This is a genomic window from Ruegeria sp. CJ3 (assembly GCF_056536725.1).
This window is the reverse complement of the sequence record NZ_JBQFQE010000003.1, coordinates 307,640-323,212: the sequence shown is the minus strand read 5'-3', so window position 1 is coordinate 323,212 and position 15,573 is coordinate 307,640. Positions and strand designations below refer to the sequence as shown.

Below are 15,573 nucleotides of genomic sequence, written 5' to 3'. Positions count from 1 at the left end.
ATACACTTCAACCATAATAGTCCACGGAAGGGAAAGTCATGACCGAACCCGCCGACCTCGTCGCCGAGATCGAAGCGCTGGAAGATAAGCTGCAAGAGGCCAAGTCCTCGATCACCCGCCGGTTCATTGGGCAGGAGCGGGTGGTGGACCTGACCCTGACCGCGCTTTTGTGTGGCGGTCACGCTTTGTTGATCGGCCTGCCGGGGCTGGGCAAGACGCGGCTGGTGGAAACGCTGTCGACCGTCATGGGCCTGCATGGCAACCGCATCCAGTTCACGCCGGACCTGATGCCTGCCGATATTCTGGGCTCCGAAGTTCTGGATACGGCCGAGGACGGCAGTCGCCATTTCCGTTTCATTTCCGGCCCGATCTTTTGCGAATTGCTGATGGCGGACGAAATCAACCGTGCCAGCCCCCGTACCCAATCTGCGCTGCTGCAGGCGATGCAAGAACGTACCGTGACCGTGGCGGGTGAGGACCGGGTACTGGGCGTGCCGTTCCACGTGCTGGCGACGCAGAACCCGATCGAACAAGAGGGCACCTATCCGCTGCCCGAGGCGCAGCTGGACCGGTTTCTGGTGCAGGTCGATGTGAATTATCCCAACCGCGATACCGAGCGCGACATTCTGCTGGCGACCACGGGCGTCGAGGAAGACGAGGCGCATCAGATTTTCACCAAAGAAGAGCTGCTGGCCGCGCAGGTTCTGTTGCGCCGGATGCCGGTGGGTGAGTCGGTGGTGGAACTGATCCTCGATCTCGTCCGAGCTTTCCGCCCGGACGAGGCGGGCGTGTCCGAACGGGTGAAAGAAACCGTTGCCTGGGGCCCCGGTCCGCGCGCAGCGCAGGCGCTGATGATGACCGTTCGTGCCAGTGCGATGCTGCAAGGGCGTCTGGCCCCCAATGCCGAGGATGTGCTGGCGATGGCCCGTCCGGTGCTCAGCCACCGGATGGCGCTGAACTTTGCGGCGCGGGCGCGCGGTGACAGTCTGGCGGATCTGATCGACTCGACCGCCATGGGCCTGATCCGCACCGAGGCCGCGGCGTGAACGCCGCCCAGACCCTACGCGAACGATCTGAGGCCGAAGCGTCCCGGCTGCCGCCCCTTTTGGCGCGCGCCGAGCATCTGGCCGGAACCGTGTTACTTGGTGACCATGGGCGCAGGCGTTCGGGTCTGGGGGATGATTTCTGGCAATACCGCCCGGCGCAGATCGGTGACAGTCGGCGTTTGATTGATCACAGGCGTTCGGCCCGTGGCGATCAGCAGTTTGTGCGCGAACGCGAATGGCAGATTGCCCAGTCGATCATGCTGTGGGTCGATCAGGGCGCATCGATGCGGTTTGCGTCCGAAAAGGACCTACCGACCAAGGCAGAGCGCGCGCGTCTGCTCGGGCTGGCCACCGCCATCCTGTTGGTGCGGGGCGGAGAACGTGTGGGCCTGACAGGCACCACCCTGCCGCCTCGGCGCGGTAATGCGCAGATCATCCGTCTGGCGCAGGCATGGTCCGAGGACTCACAGACGGATTATGCCCCGCCCGAACACCGCGCCATGATCCCTCATGCCCGCGCCGTGTTCATATCCGATTTTCTCGGCCCGCTGGATGAGGTCGAACTGGCGCTGACCAAGGCTGCTGACCGGGGCGTGCGCGGGGTGTTGCTGCAGGTTCTGGATCCCAGCGAGGAATCCTTTCCCTATGCCGGGCGCACGATCTTTGAAAGCGTCGGCGGCACCGCCCGCCATGAAACCTTGAAAGCCGCAGACCTGCGTGATCGCTATCTGGATCGCCTTGCACAGCGCAAGGATGCGCTGACGCAGCTGTGCCGCGCGACGGGTTGGCAAATGGGTCTGCACCACACCGGCGACAGCGCGCAATCGGCTCTGTTGTGGCTCTATCGCGCGCTCGACGGGGGTTCGCGATGACGGTTTTGGCAGGCATCGGCTTTACCGCGCCATGGGTGCTGCTGGGGCTTTTGACCCTGCCGATCCTGTGGCTGATCCTGCGCGCGGTGCCGCCCGCTCCGATCCGTCGCCTGTTCCCGGCGGTGACCCTGCTGCTGGGTCTGAAGGATGACGAAAGCGTCTCGGACCGCACGCCATGGTGGCTGCTCTTGCTGCGAATGCTGGCGGCAGCGGCGATCATCATCGGGCTGGCGGGTCCGGTGCTGAACCCCTCGCGCGATGAAACCGGGTCGGGGCCGCTCTTGCTGGTGCTGGATGCCAGCTGGGCAGGGGCGACGCGCTGGTCATCGACACTGGATCAGATCGACGCGCAACTGACCGAGGCCGGACGCGCGGGCCGCCCGGTCTCGATCCTGAACCTGACCGAACCGGAAACCCCTGTCTTTCAGGCCGCCGAGGCGTGGCGCGGGCGTTTGCCCGGCCTGACTCCGATGCCGTGGCAACCCACCGATGCGCAGATTGACCAGACAATGACAACGCTTGCGCAGGTTGAGGGCGGCTTTGATACCCATTGGTTCAGCGACCGGCTGGACTATGCCGGGCATGATCGCCTGACCGCAGCCCTGAAAGAGCGTGGAGATGTGATCGTCTACCAATCCTCCGGTCCCGTCACCGCGATTCTGCCGGCCAGCTATCAGGATGGCGCGATCCAGCTCAGCGTGCTGCGCGCCAATCCGGGCCCCGCAGAAACCGTCACCGTTCTGGCGCAGGGGCGCGATCCGGCGGGTGCGATGCGGGTGCTGCAATCCACACCGCTGGAGTTCGAAAGTGGCTCTACACAGGCGCAAATTGATCTTGCGCTGCCTTCGGAATTGCGCGCGCGGATCACCCGGTTCGAACTGCAGGGCCAACGCTCGGCCGGTGCTGTTACTCTGACCGATGACAGCCTGCGGCGGCGCGAGGTAGCGCTGATTGCAGGCAGCCTGAACCGCGAGGGGCTGGAGCTGCTGTCGCCGCTGCATTACCTGACACAGGTGTTGATCCCGACCGCTGACTTTGTCGAAGGCGGTCTGGCCGAGGTCTTGCCCGCCAACCCCGATGTCATTGCGCTGGCCGATGTGGCCAAGCTGTCTGACACGGAACAGGCGGGGGTGATCGAATGGGTCGAGCAGGGCGGGTTGCTGCTGCGCTTTGCCGGCCCGCGCATGGCGGCGAGCGATCTGGGTCGCGATGAGGAAGACACGCTGCTGCCGGTTCGACTGCGCAGCGGTGGTCGTTCGGTCGGCGGGGCCATGAGTTGGGGCGAGGCCAAAGGGTTGGCGCCGTTCCCCGAAAACTCACCGTTCTATGGGTTAGATATCCCCGCAGATGTGGCCGTGACCACGCAGGTGATGGCACAACCAGACCCTAATCTGGCCGATCGGGTGATCGCGTCGCTCTCCGATGGTACGCCGCTGGTGACTCGTAAACCGCTGGGTCTGGGGCAGGTGGTGCTGTTCCATGTGACCGCGGATGCGGAATGGTCCAGCCTGCCGTTGTCCGGGTTGTTTGTCGAAATGTTGGACCGGCTGGCTGTGGCCTCGGCGGCCAAATCGCGACAAGAGGCGCAGATGCAGGGCACCGTGTGGGAACCTGTTCAGATACTGGACGGCTTCGGCACCCTGACCGACGCGGGAACGCTGGCCGGGGTCGATGGGGTTGATCTGGTCTCGGGCCAGATTGGGCCAGACCTGCGTCCAGGGCTGTATGAAAGCGGCAAGCAGAAGCTTGCGCGAAATGTGCTCGCCGAGGATGCGGTGCTGACGCCTGCGGTCTGGCCCGCCGATGTCCCGATCCGGGGGCAGGAGGTGACGACCGAAACACCGCTGGCGGGCCTGTTGCTGAGCCTCGCGCTGGTGTTGCTGACGATCGATGTCATCGCTTCGCTGGCGCTGTCCGGGCGGTTGGGCTTGGCGCGCGCAACAGCCGTGGCGTTGGGCGCGTTGCTGATCGCACCGGATGCGCAGGCGCAGACGCCCGACGATACCGATTTCGCGCTGAGTGCAACGCAGGAACTGGTGCTGGCGCATGTTTTGACCGGAGATTCTCAGGTCGATGATATCGCATTGGCCGGGCTGCGGGGGCTTGTGCAGACACTGCATTTCCGCACCTCGGTCGAGCCCGCCGACCCAATCGGCGTCGATCTGGAACGCGATGAGCTTGCCTTTTTCCCGCTGCTCTACTGGCCGATCACGCCCGATCAGCCGCAACCCTCGGTCGAGGCTTATGCCAAGCTCAACGCTTATCTGCGCTCGGGCGGGATGATCCTGTTCGATACGCGCGATGCCGATATCGCCGGTTTTGGTGCCTCCAGCCCGAACGGACGCAAGTTGCAGCAACTGGCCGGGCCGCTGAATATCCCGTCGTTAGAGCCTGTTCCACGCGATCATGTCCTGACCCGTGCCTTCTATCTGCTGCAGGATTTCCCCGGTCGCTATTCCGGCACCGAGGTCTGGGTCGAGGCCGCGCCGCCCGATGCCGAACAGATCGAGGGGATGCCGTTCCGCAACCTCAACGACAACGTGACCCCGGTGGTGATCGGCGGCAATGACTGGGCCGGGGCTTGGGCTGTGGATCGCAATGGTCAATCTTTGCTGCCTGTGGGTCGGGGCTATGCCGGGGAACGGCAGCGGGAACTGGCCAATCGCTTTGGCGTCAATCTGGTGATGCATGTGCTGACGGGGAACTACAAATCCGATCAGGTGCACGTGCCCGCCCTTCTGGACAGGCTGGGACAATGACCGGAACCGTCATCTTTGATCCGCTGATTCCATGGCCCGTGCTGGTCGCCGTGGCCGCAATTGCGCTTGCGGGCGTCGTGCTGGCGCTGTGGCGCGGCCTGTCGGGCTGGGCCCTGCGCGGGTTGGCGGCTTTGGTGGTCCTTGGGGCGCTCAGCGGTCCTGTTTATCAGGTCGAGGATCGCGCACCGCTGACAGACATCGTGCTGATGATCGAGGATGAAAGCGCCAGTCAGACGCTCTCGGACCGGGCCGAGCAAACGGTGCAGGCAGCCGATGCCCTCGCTGCTGAGATCGAGTCCCGCGACAACACCGAACTGCGCCGGATCAAGGTCGGCGATGGCGATGGAGACGAGGGAACGCAGATCATGGCCGCCCTGAACGCCGCCCTGACCGAAGAACCGCGCGCGCGGATTGCGGGCGTCTTGGTGGTCTCGGATGGTATCGTCCACGACGCCGATCAGGCCCCCGATCTGCCTGCTCCGATGCACCTGCTGCAAACCGGACGGACCACCGACTGGGACCGCCACCTGATCGTCCGCAACGCCCCCGCCTTCGCCATTATCGGCGAACCCGTGACCCTGACTTTACGGGTCGAGGACACCGGAGCAGCCCCCACAGGTACCACAACCGCGCCGCTTGAGATTTCGGTCGACGGGGCCGAGCCAGAGCAATTTACCATCCCCATCGGTCTGGACGTGGAACTGCCGATCACGCTGCCCCATGGCGGGCGCAACGTCATCCAGTTCACCGTCCCCGAGGCCGAGGGCGAGCTGACCGACCGCAACAACACTGCCCTGATCCAGATGAACGGCGTACGGGACCGGCTGCGTGTTCTGCTCGTCTCGGGTGAACCGCATCCGGGCGGGCGCACATGGCGCAACCTGCTGAAATCCGACAGCTCGGTCGATCTGGTCCATTTCACCATTCTGCGCCCGCCCGAGAAACAGGACGGCGTACCGGTCGACGAACTCTCGCTGATCGCCTTTCCAACGCGCGAGCTGTTTCTGGAAAAGATCAACGATTTCGACCTGATCATCTTTGACCGCTACAAGCGGCGCGGCATCCTGCCTGCGATCTATCTGGACAATGTCACCAACTATATCGAAGGCGGTGGCGCGGTGCTGGTCAATGCCGGGCCGGATTTCGCAACTGCCGACAGTATCTTTCGGTCCCCGCTGGGTCCTATGATCCCTGCGCAACCCACCGCTCGTGTCATCGAGGAACGCTATGTGCCGATGGTCTCTGACCTGGGGGAGCGCCATCCGGTGACCACAGATCTGGGCGATGCGGAACACTGGGGCGCATGGCTGCGGCAGGTGGACGTGCGGCAACGGTCCGGCGAGATGCTGATGACCGGTGTTGATGACCGCCCGCTACTGGTGCTGGACCGTGTGGGCGAGGGGCGCGTGGCGCTGATTGCCTCGGATCACGCGTGGCTCTGGAGTCGTGGGTTCGAAGGCGGCGGCCCGCAGCTGGAACTGCTGCGCAGACTGGCCCATTGGATGATGAAAGAGCCGGAGCTTGAGGAAGAGGCCCTGTGGGCCGAGGCCAATGGCCAGTCGATGCGCATCATCCGCCAGACCCTCTCGGACGAGGTCGGCCCGGTCACCGTGACGCGCCCCAATGGCGACACGCTTGAGATCACGTTGGACGAGGTGTCCCCCGGTCGGTTCGAAGCGCAGTATTTCGGCCCCGAAATCGGTCTCTATCGCCTGCAGGAGGGTGAGCATTCGGCCGTCATCGGTCTGGGCCCGGCAGCCCCGAAAGAATTCGAACGCACCATCGCCACGGACGAGATTCTGGACCCGACGCTGGCCGCCCTGCGTGGCGGCACCATCCGCGTCGAAGACGGTCTGCCCGTGATCCGCAATGTGCGTGCCGGACGTCCCGCAGCCGGGCGCGGCTGGATCGGACTGACCCCGCGCAACGCCTATGAGACCCGCGATGTCACGCAGGCCGGATTGCTGCCTCCATGGCTCGTGCTGCTGCTGGCCGGTGGTTTCCTGCTGGGCGGTTGGCTGCGCGAGGGGCGGCACTAACCGCGTTTAAGCACTTTTTCACGCTCTGCCGCGATGCTGTGCCCGAAGCAGTGCGGAAAGTCTCATGAGTCTTGCGGAAAAACTGGCACAGGAACGGCGCGCGCGTCTGGCCGCTGAACGCCTGTTGCAACAAAAACAGGCCGAGTTGTCGGCGGCCAATCGCAAACTGGGCCGCCACGCCATCGCCCTGACCCGTCAGATCGATGAAACGCAGGCCGAGGTCGCAACGGTGCGTGTCGAGAACGAAAAGGTGAAATCCGACCTGACCGTGGCGAACGCCAAGATCGAGGTGGCGGAACGCCGCCTGTGGCACTCGATTCAGACCATCCCCGACGGGTTTGCCTTTTTCGATGGCAGCAACGCGCTGATCGGGGCCAATGCCGCGTATCTGAGCGTGTTTGACGGGCTGGAAGAGGTCGCGCCCGGTATCACTTATCCCCGCATTCTCGAAATTCTGACACATGAAGGGATCGTTGATATCGGTGCCGAGGCGATCGAATGCTGGCAGGCCCGCATGCTGGACCGCTGGGCGCAGCCGCACCCCGAGCCCGAGGTGATCCAGCTTTGGAACGGCCAGTATATACGCTTGATCGACCAGCGTGGCCATGGCGGCGATGTGCTGAGCCTGGCGCTGAACATCACCGCCTCGGTCAGGCACGAGGCTGAACTGAACGCCGCTCGCGAACGGGCCGAGGCCGCCAACCGCGCCAAATCCGCCTTCCTCGCCAACATGAGCCACGAGATACGCACGCCGATGAACGGCATTGTTGGCATGACCGAACTGCTGACCGAGACCCCGATGAACGAGGAACAACGGCTCTACGTCAACACGATCCGCAACTCGGGCGAGGCGCTGCTGGTCATCATCAACGACGTCCTGGATTATTCCAAGATCGAGGCCGACAAGCTGACCCTGCACCCCGAGCAATTCGATCTCGAACGCTGCATCCTTGAGGTGGCGATGCTGCTGCAGCCCAGTGTCCGCGATAAGGGGCTGACCCTGCTGGTGGATTACGACCTGTTCCTGCCCACGCTGTTTGTCGGCGATCCAGGGCGGATACGTCAGATTCTGACCAATCTGGTGGGTAATGCGGTCAAATTCACCACGACGGGCCATGTGCTGATCCGCGTCACCGGCGTGCCCGATGCAACCACGCAAATCTGCGATATCCATGTGGCCATCGAGGACACTGGCATCGGTATCGAGGCCGACAAGGTTGCCCATATCTTTGGGGAATTCAATCAGGTCGAAGACGCCCAGAACCGCCAATTCGAAGGCACCGGTCTGGGCCTGGCTATCACCAAACGCCTGATCACCATCATGGGCGGCAGCGTCTGGGTTGAAAGCGAGGCCGGGAAAGGCTCGTGCTTCGGGTTCCGCATCACTCTGCCCACAGCCGGGGGCCCTCAACCCTCCCCGCCCGATCTGGACGGGAAGTTGCGCCACGTTCTGGTGGTCGAGGATCTGGCGGTGAATCGCGCCATCCTGACCAAGCAACTGGGGCGCCTTGGCGCGCGCGTCTCGGTCTGCGCCACGGGGGCCGAAGCGCTGACGCAGGTGGATAATACCGTCGACATGATCCTGTGCGATCACGACCTGCCGGACATGGACGGGCTGGAATTGGCCACCACCCTGCGAGACAAGGGCTGGGGCGATGTGCCGATCGTGGTGATGTCCGCCAATCCCGGTGTCATCCACGCCGATCCGGCCCGGCACCTGATTGAAGGTGTGTTGCAAAAACCCATCCCAAGGGCCGAGCTTTACTCTCGCCTGACCGCTTTGGGTGCTCCGGCTTTCAAACCCACGCGCGAAGCCCCTCCGGAATCCGGCATAAAGCAACCGCAACAGGCCCCGCAGGATCAAAGGCTGATGCGCGTTCTCGCCGCCGAGGACAACCGGACCAACCAACTGATCCTGAAGAAGATGACAAAAGACCTGAACATCGACCTCAGATTCGTCTCTAACGGGCTCGAAGCGGTCAAACTCAGTGCCGAGTTCGACCCTGATCTGATCTTCATGGATATCTCAATGCCCAAGATGGACGGGAAAGAGGCAACCACCGAAATCCGCCGCCGCGAAATCGGAACCAACCGCCGTGTCCCAATCGTGGCCCTGACCGCGCACGCTATGGCCGGAGACGACCAGAGCATTCTGGCCGCGGGCCTTGATCACTACCTGACCAAACCACTGCACAAAACCCTGATCCATCAGATGATCCAAGATCACCACCCGGATGGCACCTACCCGATCATGGAATCCACGGAAACCACCAGCTAACCCAAAGCCCGAAGGACTATCCGTGGTCCCCCGCTTCATCTGGCCAAAAATATCCCGGGGAGTGCGAGGGGCTGGCCCCTCGCTCCGGCCCTCGCCAAAACTAACAAGGTTGACCGCGTCTATGCGCTATAGGGGCGCACAAACACCGGCTTATCGCTCTCAGACAGATCAGGACGATAGGCATAGCCCCCGGTGTCAAACTCCAGCAAACCCGAAGGGTCGGTCAATCGGCGCTGAATGACATAGCGCGCCATCGCGCCGCGTGCTTTCTTGGCAAAGAAACTCACGATCTTCGGGGTGCCGCCCTTGTCTTCCATGAACACCGGCGTGATCACTCGCAGTTTCAGCGCTTTGGGATCAACCGCGCCGAAATATTCCTGGCTGGCGCAATTGACCAAAATGTCCGAGCCGACCTCTTCGGCCTGCGCATTCAGCGCCTTGCTCAGCTGATCGCGCCAATATTCATACAGGTTCTTGCCACGGCGGGTCTTAAGTCTGCTTCCCATCTCCAGCCGATAGGGCTGAATTGCATCCAGCGGGCGCAGCACGCCATACAGCCCCGATAAAATACGCAGATGATCCTGCGCCCACGCCATTTCGTCCGCATCCAGCGAAGCCGCCTCAAGCCCCTGATAGGTGTCACCCGCAAAGGCCAGTGCGGCGGGACGTGTGGCCTCGGCCTCGGGCGCATCCGAGAAAGCGCGATACCGGTCGCGGTTCAGGCGCGCCAGATCGTCACTCAGATCCATCAGCTTTTTCAGATCACCGAGCGTCAGGTTGCGGGCGGTTTTCGACAGCCGGATCGCGTCATCCTGAAAATTGGGTTGCGTAACATCAACGTCGCGCTCGACCCAGTCCAGCCTTTTGGCCGGGGAAATCACTACCAGCATATCCGCCCTCGTTCCTTGCCTGATAAGCGGTATCTAGCCCGCTTGCCGCAGCACGTCCAGAAAGGCGGCGCCAAACCTTTCGTGACGCTGATCACCCAGCACCTGTTCCATCCTACGCGGGTCGTCGGGACGCAGTTGTGCGACCTTTGCCAACAGCGACGCCGAGCAGGTCAGCGGTTTGTCGATCCCTTCCGGTCCGCGCGCCAGGTCGTTCTGAACGGCCAGCAACTGATCATAGATGTCACCCTGTTCGCGCCCGGCCAGCTTGCGGCGGGCGGGGTGCAAGGCCTCGGCCTCTCCGGCGATCACCTCAAGGAAGGTATCGCCATAGCGTTCCAGTTTCTTCGCGCCCACGCCGCCGATCCGGGCCATGTCGTCCAATGTCATCGGGCGTTTCTCGGCCATTTCGATCAGGGTACGGTCGGGGAAGATGACATAGGCCGGAACGCGGGCGGATTCCGCCAGCGCGCGGCGTTTAGCTTTGAGCGCAGACAGCAGCGGCGCATCTTCTTCGGCGACCATCGCCTTCACCGCAGGGCGGCGGGTGGCTTTGCGGATCGTATCCTTGCGCAGGTTGATCTGGGCCTCGCCTTTCAGGATCGGCTTCGCGGCTTCGGTCATGCGCAGCGCACCGTGGCGGTCAGGGTCGGGACGGACCAGATCGTGGCCCATCATCTGCCGGAAAATCGCCTGCCATTGCGGGCGCGACCAGTCCTTGCCGATGCCCCATGTGGACAAGGCATCATGACGACGCGCGCGCACTTTGTCAGTTTCATTGGCCAACAGGATGTCGATCAGGTGTCCTGCACCAAACCATTCCTCGGTGCGCAGGATCGCGGAAAGCGCCATGCGGACGGGCGTGGTTCCGTCGAACACCTCGGGTGGGGTATCGCACAGATCGCATTTGCCACAAGGCTCGGTCTGCTCGCCAAAATATCCCAACAGCGTCTGACGGCGGCAGACCAACGCTTCGGCCAAACCGAGCAAGGCATTCAGGCGCGCATGATCGGCCATGCGCCGTTCCGGCGGGGCGAGGCCTTCGTCAATCTGAGAGCGTCGCAAACGGATATCGTCCGGTCCAAACAGGGTCAGCGTTTCTGCGGGTCCGCCATCGCGCCCGGCGCGTCCGATTTCCTGATAATAAGCCTCGATCGATTTCGGCAGATCCGCATGAGCGACCCAGCGGATATCTGGTTTGTCGATGCCCATGCCAAAGGCCACAGTGGCGACCACGATCAGGCCATCCTCGCGCGCAAAGCGGGTTTCGACGATGCGGCGATCCTCGGGGTCCATGCCGCCGTGATAGTGGCAGGCAGAATGACCCTCAGCGCGTAGCGCCTGCGCCAGCACCTCGGTCTTGTTGCGGGTGCCGCAATAGACGATGCCGGATTGACCTTTGCGGGCGGCGGCGAAATCGAGGATCTGTTTGCGTGGCCCGTCCTTGGCGGCAAAGGCCAGATGAATGTTGGGCCTGTCAAATCCGCGTAGGAACTTGCGCGGTGCTGAGCCGTCGAACAGTTTCTCGACTATCTCGTCCTGCGTTTCGCCGTCTGCCGTCGCGGTGAACGCGGCCAGAGGCACGTTCAGCGCGCGCCGCAGCTCTCCGATCCGCAGGTAGTCGGGGCGAAAATCATGGCCCCATTGGCTGACGCAATGCGCCTCATCGACGGCGATCAGGCTAACATTGATCCGCCGCAGCATACCCAAGGCCGACCCGGCAGCCAGACGTTCGGGGGCCATGTAAAGCAGTTTCAACCGCCCGGCCTCCAACGCCTCCCACACCGCATCGGTTTCTTCGGGCGTGTTGCCGGAGGTCAGAGCCCCGGCCTCAACCCCGGCCTCCTGCAGCCCCCGCACCTGATCGCGCATCAGGGCGATCAGCGGAGAGATCACTACCGTCACCCCGTCGCGCAGTAGCGCAGGCAGTTGAAAGCAAAGGGATTTCCCGCCGCCCGTGGGCATGATTGCCAACACGTTTTCACCCGCCGTCACGGCATCGACAATCTCTTCCTGCCCGGGCCGGAAGGCGTCGAATCCAAAGACGTCTCGCAACAAGGGTGCGGAGTCGAACATGCGTCGGAAGGCCCTGTATTAAGGTTTATCTGCTCTTAAGACAGAACCATCACATACTAAGATTTGGTGAACAAGTGGTCAGTAGAAATAGACCGCATTGTTGATCAGGATGATCCGCAGTGCATAGACCCCAATCAGCACCACCAGAGGTGTCAGATCCAGCCCGCCCATATTGGGCAGGATGCGGCGGATCGGGCCATAGATAGGCTCTAATATGCGGTTCAACCCGTACCAGATTTGCGCCACGAGTTGCTGATGCAGGTTCAGCACCTGAAAATTGATCAGCCAGCTCATGATCACATGGGCAAGGATGATGAACCAGACAATGTCCAGGATCAGCAGCAGGATTTGGATCAGCGACAGCATGGGCACTCCGTATCTTTGTTGGCTGAGACCTAAGCGCCGGGGCGGCAAAGAGCAAGAGCGGCGCACTCAGCGCTTGCGAAACTGCTCAAAGCTCCGTCTTATGAAGGCAACAAAAACAGGGGCAGAGATGGCAGAGATTTCCAAGCGCAAGCGTATTTGGGGCTGGTGGTTCTTCGACTGGGCCAGTCAGCCGTTTCATACTCTGCTGGTGACGTTTGTCTTTGGCCCCTATTTCGCCGGGGTGGCGGCGCAATACTATGCAAATACCGGGTTAGACACTGAAACCGCCGCCGCGCAGGCGCAAACGGTCTGGGCGAACTGCCTGACCATCACCGGGCTGATCATTGCCTTTGGCGCGCCGTTTCTGGGGGCGATGGCGGATGTATCGGGGCGGCGCATTCCCTGGATTTTTGGCTTTTCGGTCATGTACGCGGTGGGCTCAGCCGCACTGTGGTACACGCTGCCCGACGGCTCGAATATGTGGCTGATGCTATCGGCCTTTGGTCTGGGCTTTGTGGGTGCGGAATATGCGCTGATCTTCATCAATTCTCAGCTGCCTGACCTTGGGGATGACAGCGAAGTGGGTGAGATTTCGGGCTCGGGCTTTGCCTTTGGCTATTTCGGCGGGCTGATTTCACTGGCGATCATGCTGACGCTGTTTGTCGAACAGCCCAATGGCAAGACGCTGATCGGGATCGCGCCGATCTTTGGGCTGGATGCGGCCGCGCAAGAGGGTACGCGCTTTGTCGGGCCGTTCACGGCGGGCTGGTTCGTGCTGTTCATGGTGCCCTATTTCCTTTGGGTGCGCGATGACCCGGACACCCAGAAACAGGGCAGCGTGGGTGAGGCGTTGCGGCTGCTCGGTAAATCCGTGGCTGCGCTGCGCCACCGAGTCAGTCTGGCCAGCTATCTGGGCTCGTCCATGTTCTACCGCGACGCGCTGAACGGGCTTTACAGTTTCGGCGGAGTCTATGCGCGACTGGTGCTGGAATGGGATCTGATCAAGATCGGCGTGTTCGGGATTGTCAGCGTTCTGGCCTCGGCCGTCTTTGCATGGGTCGGAGGCAAGCTGGATCGAAAATTCGGCCCTAAACCGGTCATTCTGGTGTCGATCTGGGTGCTGATCTTTGTTTGCATCACCGTGGTGTCGATGGACCGAACGCAGGTCTTTGGCCTGTCGCTGCCGGCGGGGTCGAGCCTGTCGGATTTGGTATTCTTCGGCTGCGGCGTTCTGATCGGCGGGATGGGCGGTATCCTGCAATCCTGCAGTCGCTCGATGATGGTGCGCCATACCGATCCCGCGACCCCGGTCGAAAGCTTTGGCCTTTACGGCCTGTCGGGCCGGGCTACCGCTTTTGCAGCGCCGATGCTGATCGGCATCGCGACCGCGGCCACCGGCAGCGCACGGCTGGGGGTGTCACCGATCATTCTGTTGTTTATTCTGGGCCTATTCCTGATGCGCTGGGTGAAACCGGAAGGGGATCAGAGCAGATGATTATATTACGTTTTTTGGCCGTTCTGGCCGCAATGACACTGGCTGGTACAGCCACGGCTCAGCCCCTGGCCAAGCAACTGTTCGGGGCGCAAAAGGCAGGGTCGCAGCAAAAATCAGCCGCGTTCGGCAGTTATTCGCGCGGTTGCGCCGCCGGGTCGGTGCAACTGCCTGAGACGGGACCCACATGGCAGGCCATGCGCCTGTCACGCAACCGCAACTGGGGGCATCCGCAGGCGATCGATTACGTGCAGGACCTTAGCCGGTTCGCGGCGAAACAGCCCGGATGGAATGGTCTCTATATCGGAGATATCAGCCAACCGCGGGGCGGGCCGATGACCTCGGGTCATCGTTCGCACCAACTGGGGCTTGATATCGATATCTGGATGCTGCCGGGCGACAATATGCGTCTTTCCCGCAAGGCGCGCGAAAATATCTCGTCCATTTCCCTGCGTCGCGCCAATGGGGCCTACGTGAACGGCAATTGGACCAAGCAACACCATGCTGTGCTGCGCGAAGCGGCCAAGGACAAGCGTGTGGCGCGGATTTTTGTCTTTCCCGGTGCCAAGGTGCAGATGTGCAATGATGAGACCGGCAACCGTGCTTACCTGCGCAAAATCAGGCCATGGTGGGGGCATCACTATCATTTCCATGTCCGTCTGAAGTGTCCCAAAGGGTCGCGCGGATGCGTCAATCAGGATGCGCCGCCCAAAGGTGATGGCTGTGCAGAGGCGCAGCAATGGGTGAAGAATATCCTCAACCCGCCGCCACCGGATCCGAACGCGCCGCCACCGAAGAAACGCAGCGAATATCGTCTGGCTGACCTGCCGCAGCAATGCACTGCCGTTTTGCAGTCCAACTGATCGCGGCGCTGCTGCTGGCTGGTTCTGCGGGCGCTGTCGACCGCAGGCCCGCGACGCATCTGAGCAGTTTCACCTGGCACCACCCCGCTGACTGGTTTGGCGGCTTCTCCGCCCTCCATATCTCGGAGAATGGCCGGCAGATGATCGTGCTGAGCGACCGCGCGGTGCTTGTTCAGGCCCGTATTGATCGTGATGATCAGGTCTCGGGCGTGCAGGTGCAGGGGCATTGGCCCGTTTTGTCCAGCCAAGGCCGTCGGCTACCGGGCTACGTGGGGGATTCCGAAGGAATCGCGGTTGCCCCTGACGGCGGCATCTACATTTCGTTCGAGGGCGTCCACCGGGTAGCACGCTACGCCGCCCCCGGGGACCGGGCCCGTGTTCTGCCAAGGCCCCGCGAATTCCGTCAGCTTGACGGCAACGGATCCCTCGAAGCACTAGCCATCGATGCTGCAGGGCGCGTGTATACGCTGCCCGAGGAAAACCGGACCAGACAGGGCGCCATCCCGGTCTATCGCTGGGACGGCACCCGCTGGTCGACCCCTTTCGTGCTGCCGCCGCGTGGCAGTTTCCGACCTGTTTCGGCTGATTTCGGCCCAGATGGGCGGTTTTATCTGCTGGAACGCGCGGTGTCGGTGACCGGTTTCCGATCCCGCCTGCGCCGCTGGCAGATCGCCGACGACGCCCCCCATGCCGAAGAAACCCTGTTCGAGACCACAACCGGCACCCATGACAACCTCGAAGGCCTGTCGGTTTGGCGCGACGATCAGGGCCGTTTGCGGGCCACCATGATCTCGGACGACAACTTCCTGACCCTGCAACGGACCGAACTGGTGGAATATCTGCTGCCCGATTGACAGGGCGCGGCCAAAGGTCTAAACGCACGGCCTGCCTTGGG

At 62.4% G+C, this 15,573-nt stretch carries 11 protein-coding genes; 8 read left to right on the top strand and 3 right to left on the bottom strand.

Annotated features, from left to right (window positions below; all coding sequences use genetic code 11):
* Positions 1–38: 38 nt before the first annotated feature.
* The 5 genes from ACR0J1_RS07345 to ACR0J1_RS07325 all read left to right on the top strand — a co-directional run bounded on the left by ACR0J1_RS07345 (position 39) and on the right by ACR0J1_RS07325 (position 8,994).
* Positions 39–1,046: an AAA family ATPase gene (locus tag ACR0J1_RS07345; RefSeq protein WP_480731834.1), complete on the top strand. Its 1,008-nt coding sequence runs from the start codon at positions 39–41 to the stop codon at positions 1,044–1,046.
* Entirely contained in the window at positions 1,043–1,918 is an 876-nt protein-coding gene (locus tag ACR0J1_RS07340) for a DUF58 domain-containing protein (RefSeq protein ID WP_480731832.1), read from the top strand. The genes ACR0J1_RS07345 and ACR0J1_RS07340 overlap by 4 nt, the downstream gene beginning before the upstream one ends.
* Positions 1,915–4,677 carry a DUF4159 domain-containing protein gene (locus ACR0J1_RS07335; protein WP_480731830.1) on the top strand — a complete coding sequence of 921 codons (2,763 nt, stop codon included), beginning with the start codon at positions 1,915–1,917 and terminating at the stop codon, positions 4,675–4,677. Before ACR0J1_RS07340 ends, ACR0J1_RS07335 begins: the two co-directional genes overlap by 4 nt.
* Positions 4,674–6,716 (top strand): hypothetical protein, encoded by a 2,043-nt coding sequence (locus ACR0J1_RS07330; protein WP_480731828.1) that lies wholly within the window; start codon positions 4,674–4,676, stop codon positions 6,714–6,716. The genes ACR0J1_RS07335 and ACR0J1_RS07330 overlap by 4 nt, the downstream gene beginning before the upstream one ends.
* A 64-nt stretch (positions 6,717–6,780) precedes the next feature.
* A complete protein-coding gene (locus ACR0J1_RS07325; RefSeq protein ID WP_480731826.1) occupies positions 6,781–8,994 on the top strand; it encodes a response regulator in 2,214 nt (737 codons plus the stop codon).
* Between the two features lie 119 nt (positions 8,995–9,113).
* On the opposite strand, the gene yaaA is transcribed toward ACR0J1_RS07325, so the two are convergent.
* The 3 genes from yaaA to ACR0J1_RS07310 form a co-directional block, all read right to left on the bottom strand.
* On the bottom strand, positions 9,114–9,884 hold the full coding sequence (yaaA, locus tag ACR0J1_RS07320; protein WP_480731824.1) for a peroxide stress protein YaaA: 771 nt from the start codon (positions 9,882–9,884) through the stop codon (positions 9,114–9,116).
* Positions 9,885–9,917: 33 nt separating this feature from the next.
* Positions 9,918–11,957, bottom strand: coding sequence for a DNA helicase RecQ (gene recQ, locus ACR0J1_RS07315; RefSeq protein ID WP_480731822.1), 2,040 nt, complete (start codon positions 11,955–11,957; stop codon positions 9,918–9,920).
* A 78-nt stretch (positions 11,958–12,035) separates the two neighbouring features.
* Positions 12,036–12,323: a YggT family protein gene (locus ACR0J1_RS07310; protein ID WP_117871642.1), complete on the bottom strand. Its 288-nt coding sequence runs from the start codon at positions 12,321–12,323 to the stop codon at positions 12,036–12,038.
* Between ACR0J1_RS07310 and ACR0J1_RS07305 the strand changes: the two genes are divergently transcribed.
* From ACR0J1_RS07305 to ACR0J1_RS07295, 3 genes are read left to right on the top strand one after another with little or no spacing between them, the layout of a single operon-like run.
* Entirely contained in the window at positions 12,250–13,818 is a 1,569-nt protein-coding gene (locus tag ACR0J1_RS07305) for an MFS transporter (protein ID WP_480731820.1), read from the top strand. The genes ACR0J1_RS07310 and ACR0J1_RS07305 overlap by 74 nt on opposite strands.
* Positions 13,815–14,678, top strand: a complete 864-nt coding sequence (gene mepA / locus ACR0J1_RS07300; RefSeq protein WP_480731818.1) for a penicillin-insensitive murein endopeptidase — start codon at positions 13,815–13,817, stop codon at positions 14,676–14,678. The genes ACR0J1_RS07305 and mepA overlap by 4 nt, the downstream gene beginning before the upstream one ends.
* Positions 14,651–15,532, top strand: coding sequence for an esterase-like activity of phytase family protein (locus ACR0J1_RS07295; protein ID WP_480731816.1), 882 nt, complete (start codon positions 14,651–14,653; stop codon positions 15,530–15,532). Before mepA ends, ACR0J1_RS07295 begins: the two co-directional genes overlap by 28 nt.
* The last annotated feature ends 41 nt before the right edge of the window (positions 15,533–15,573 follow it).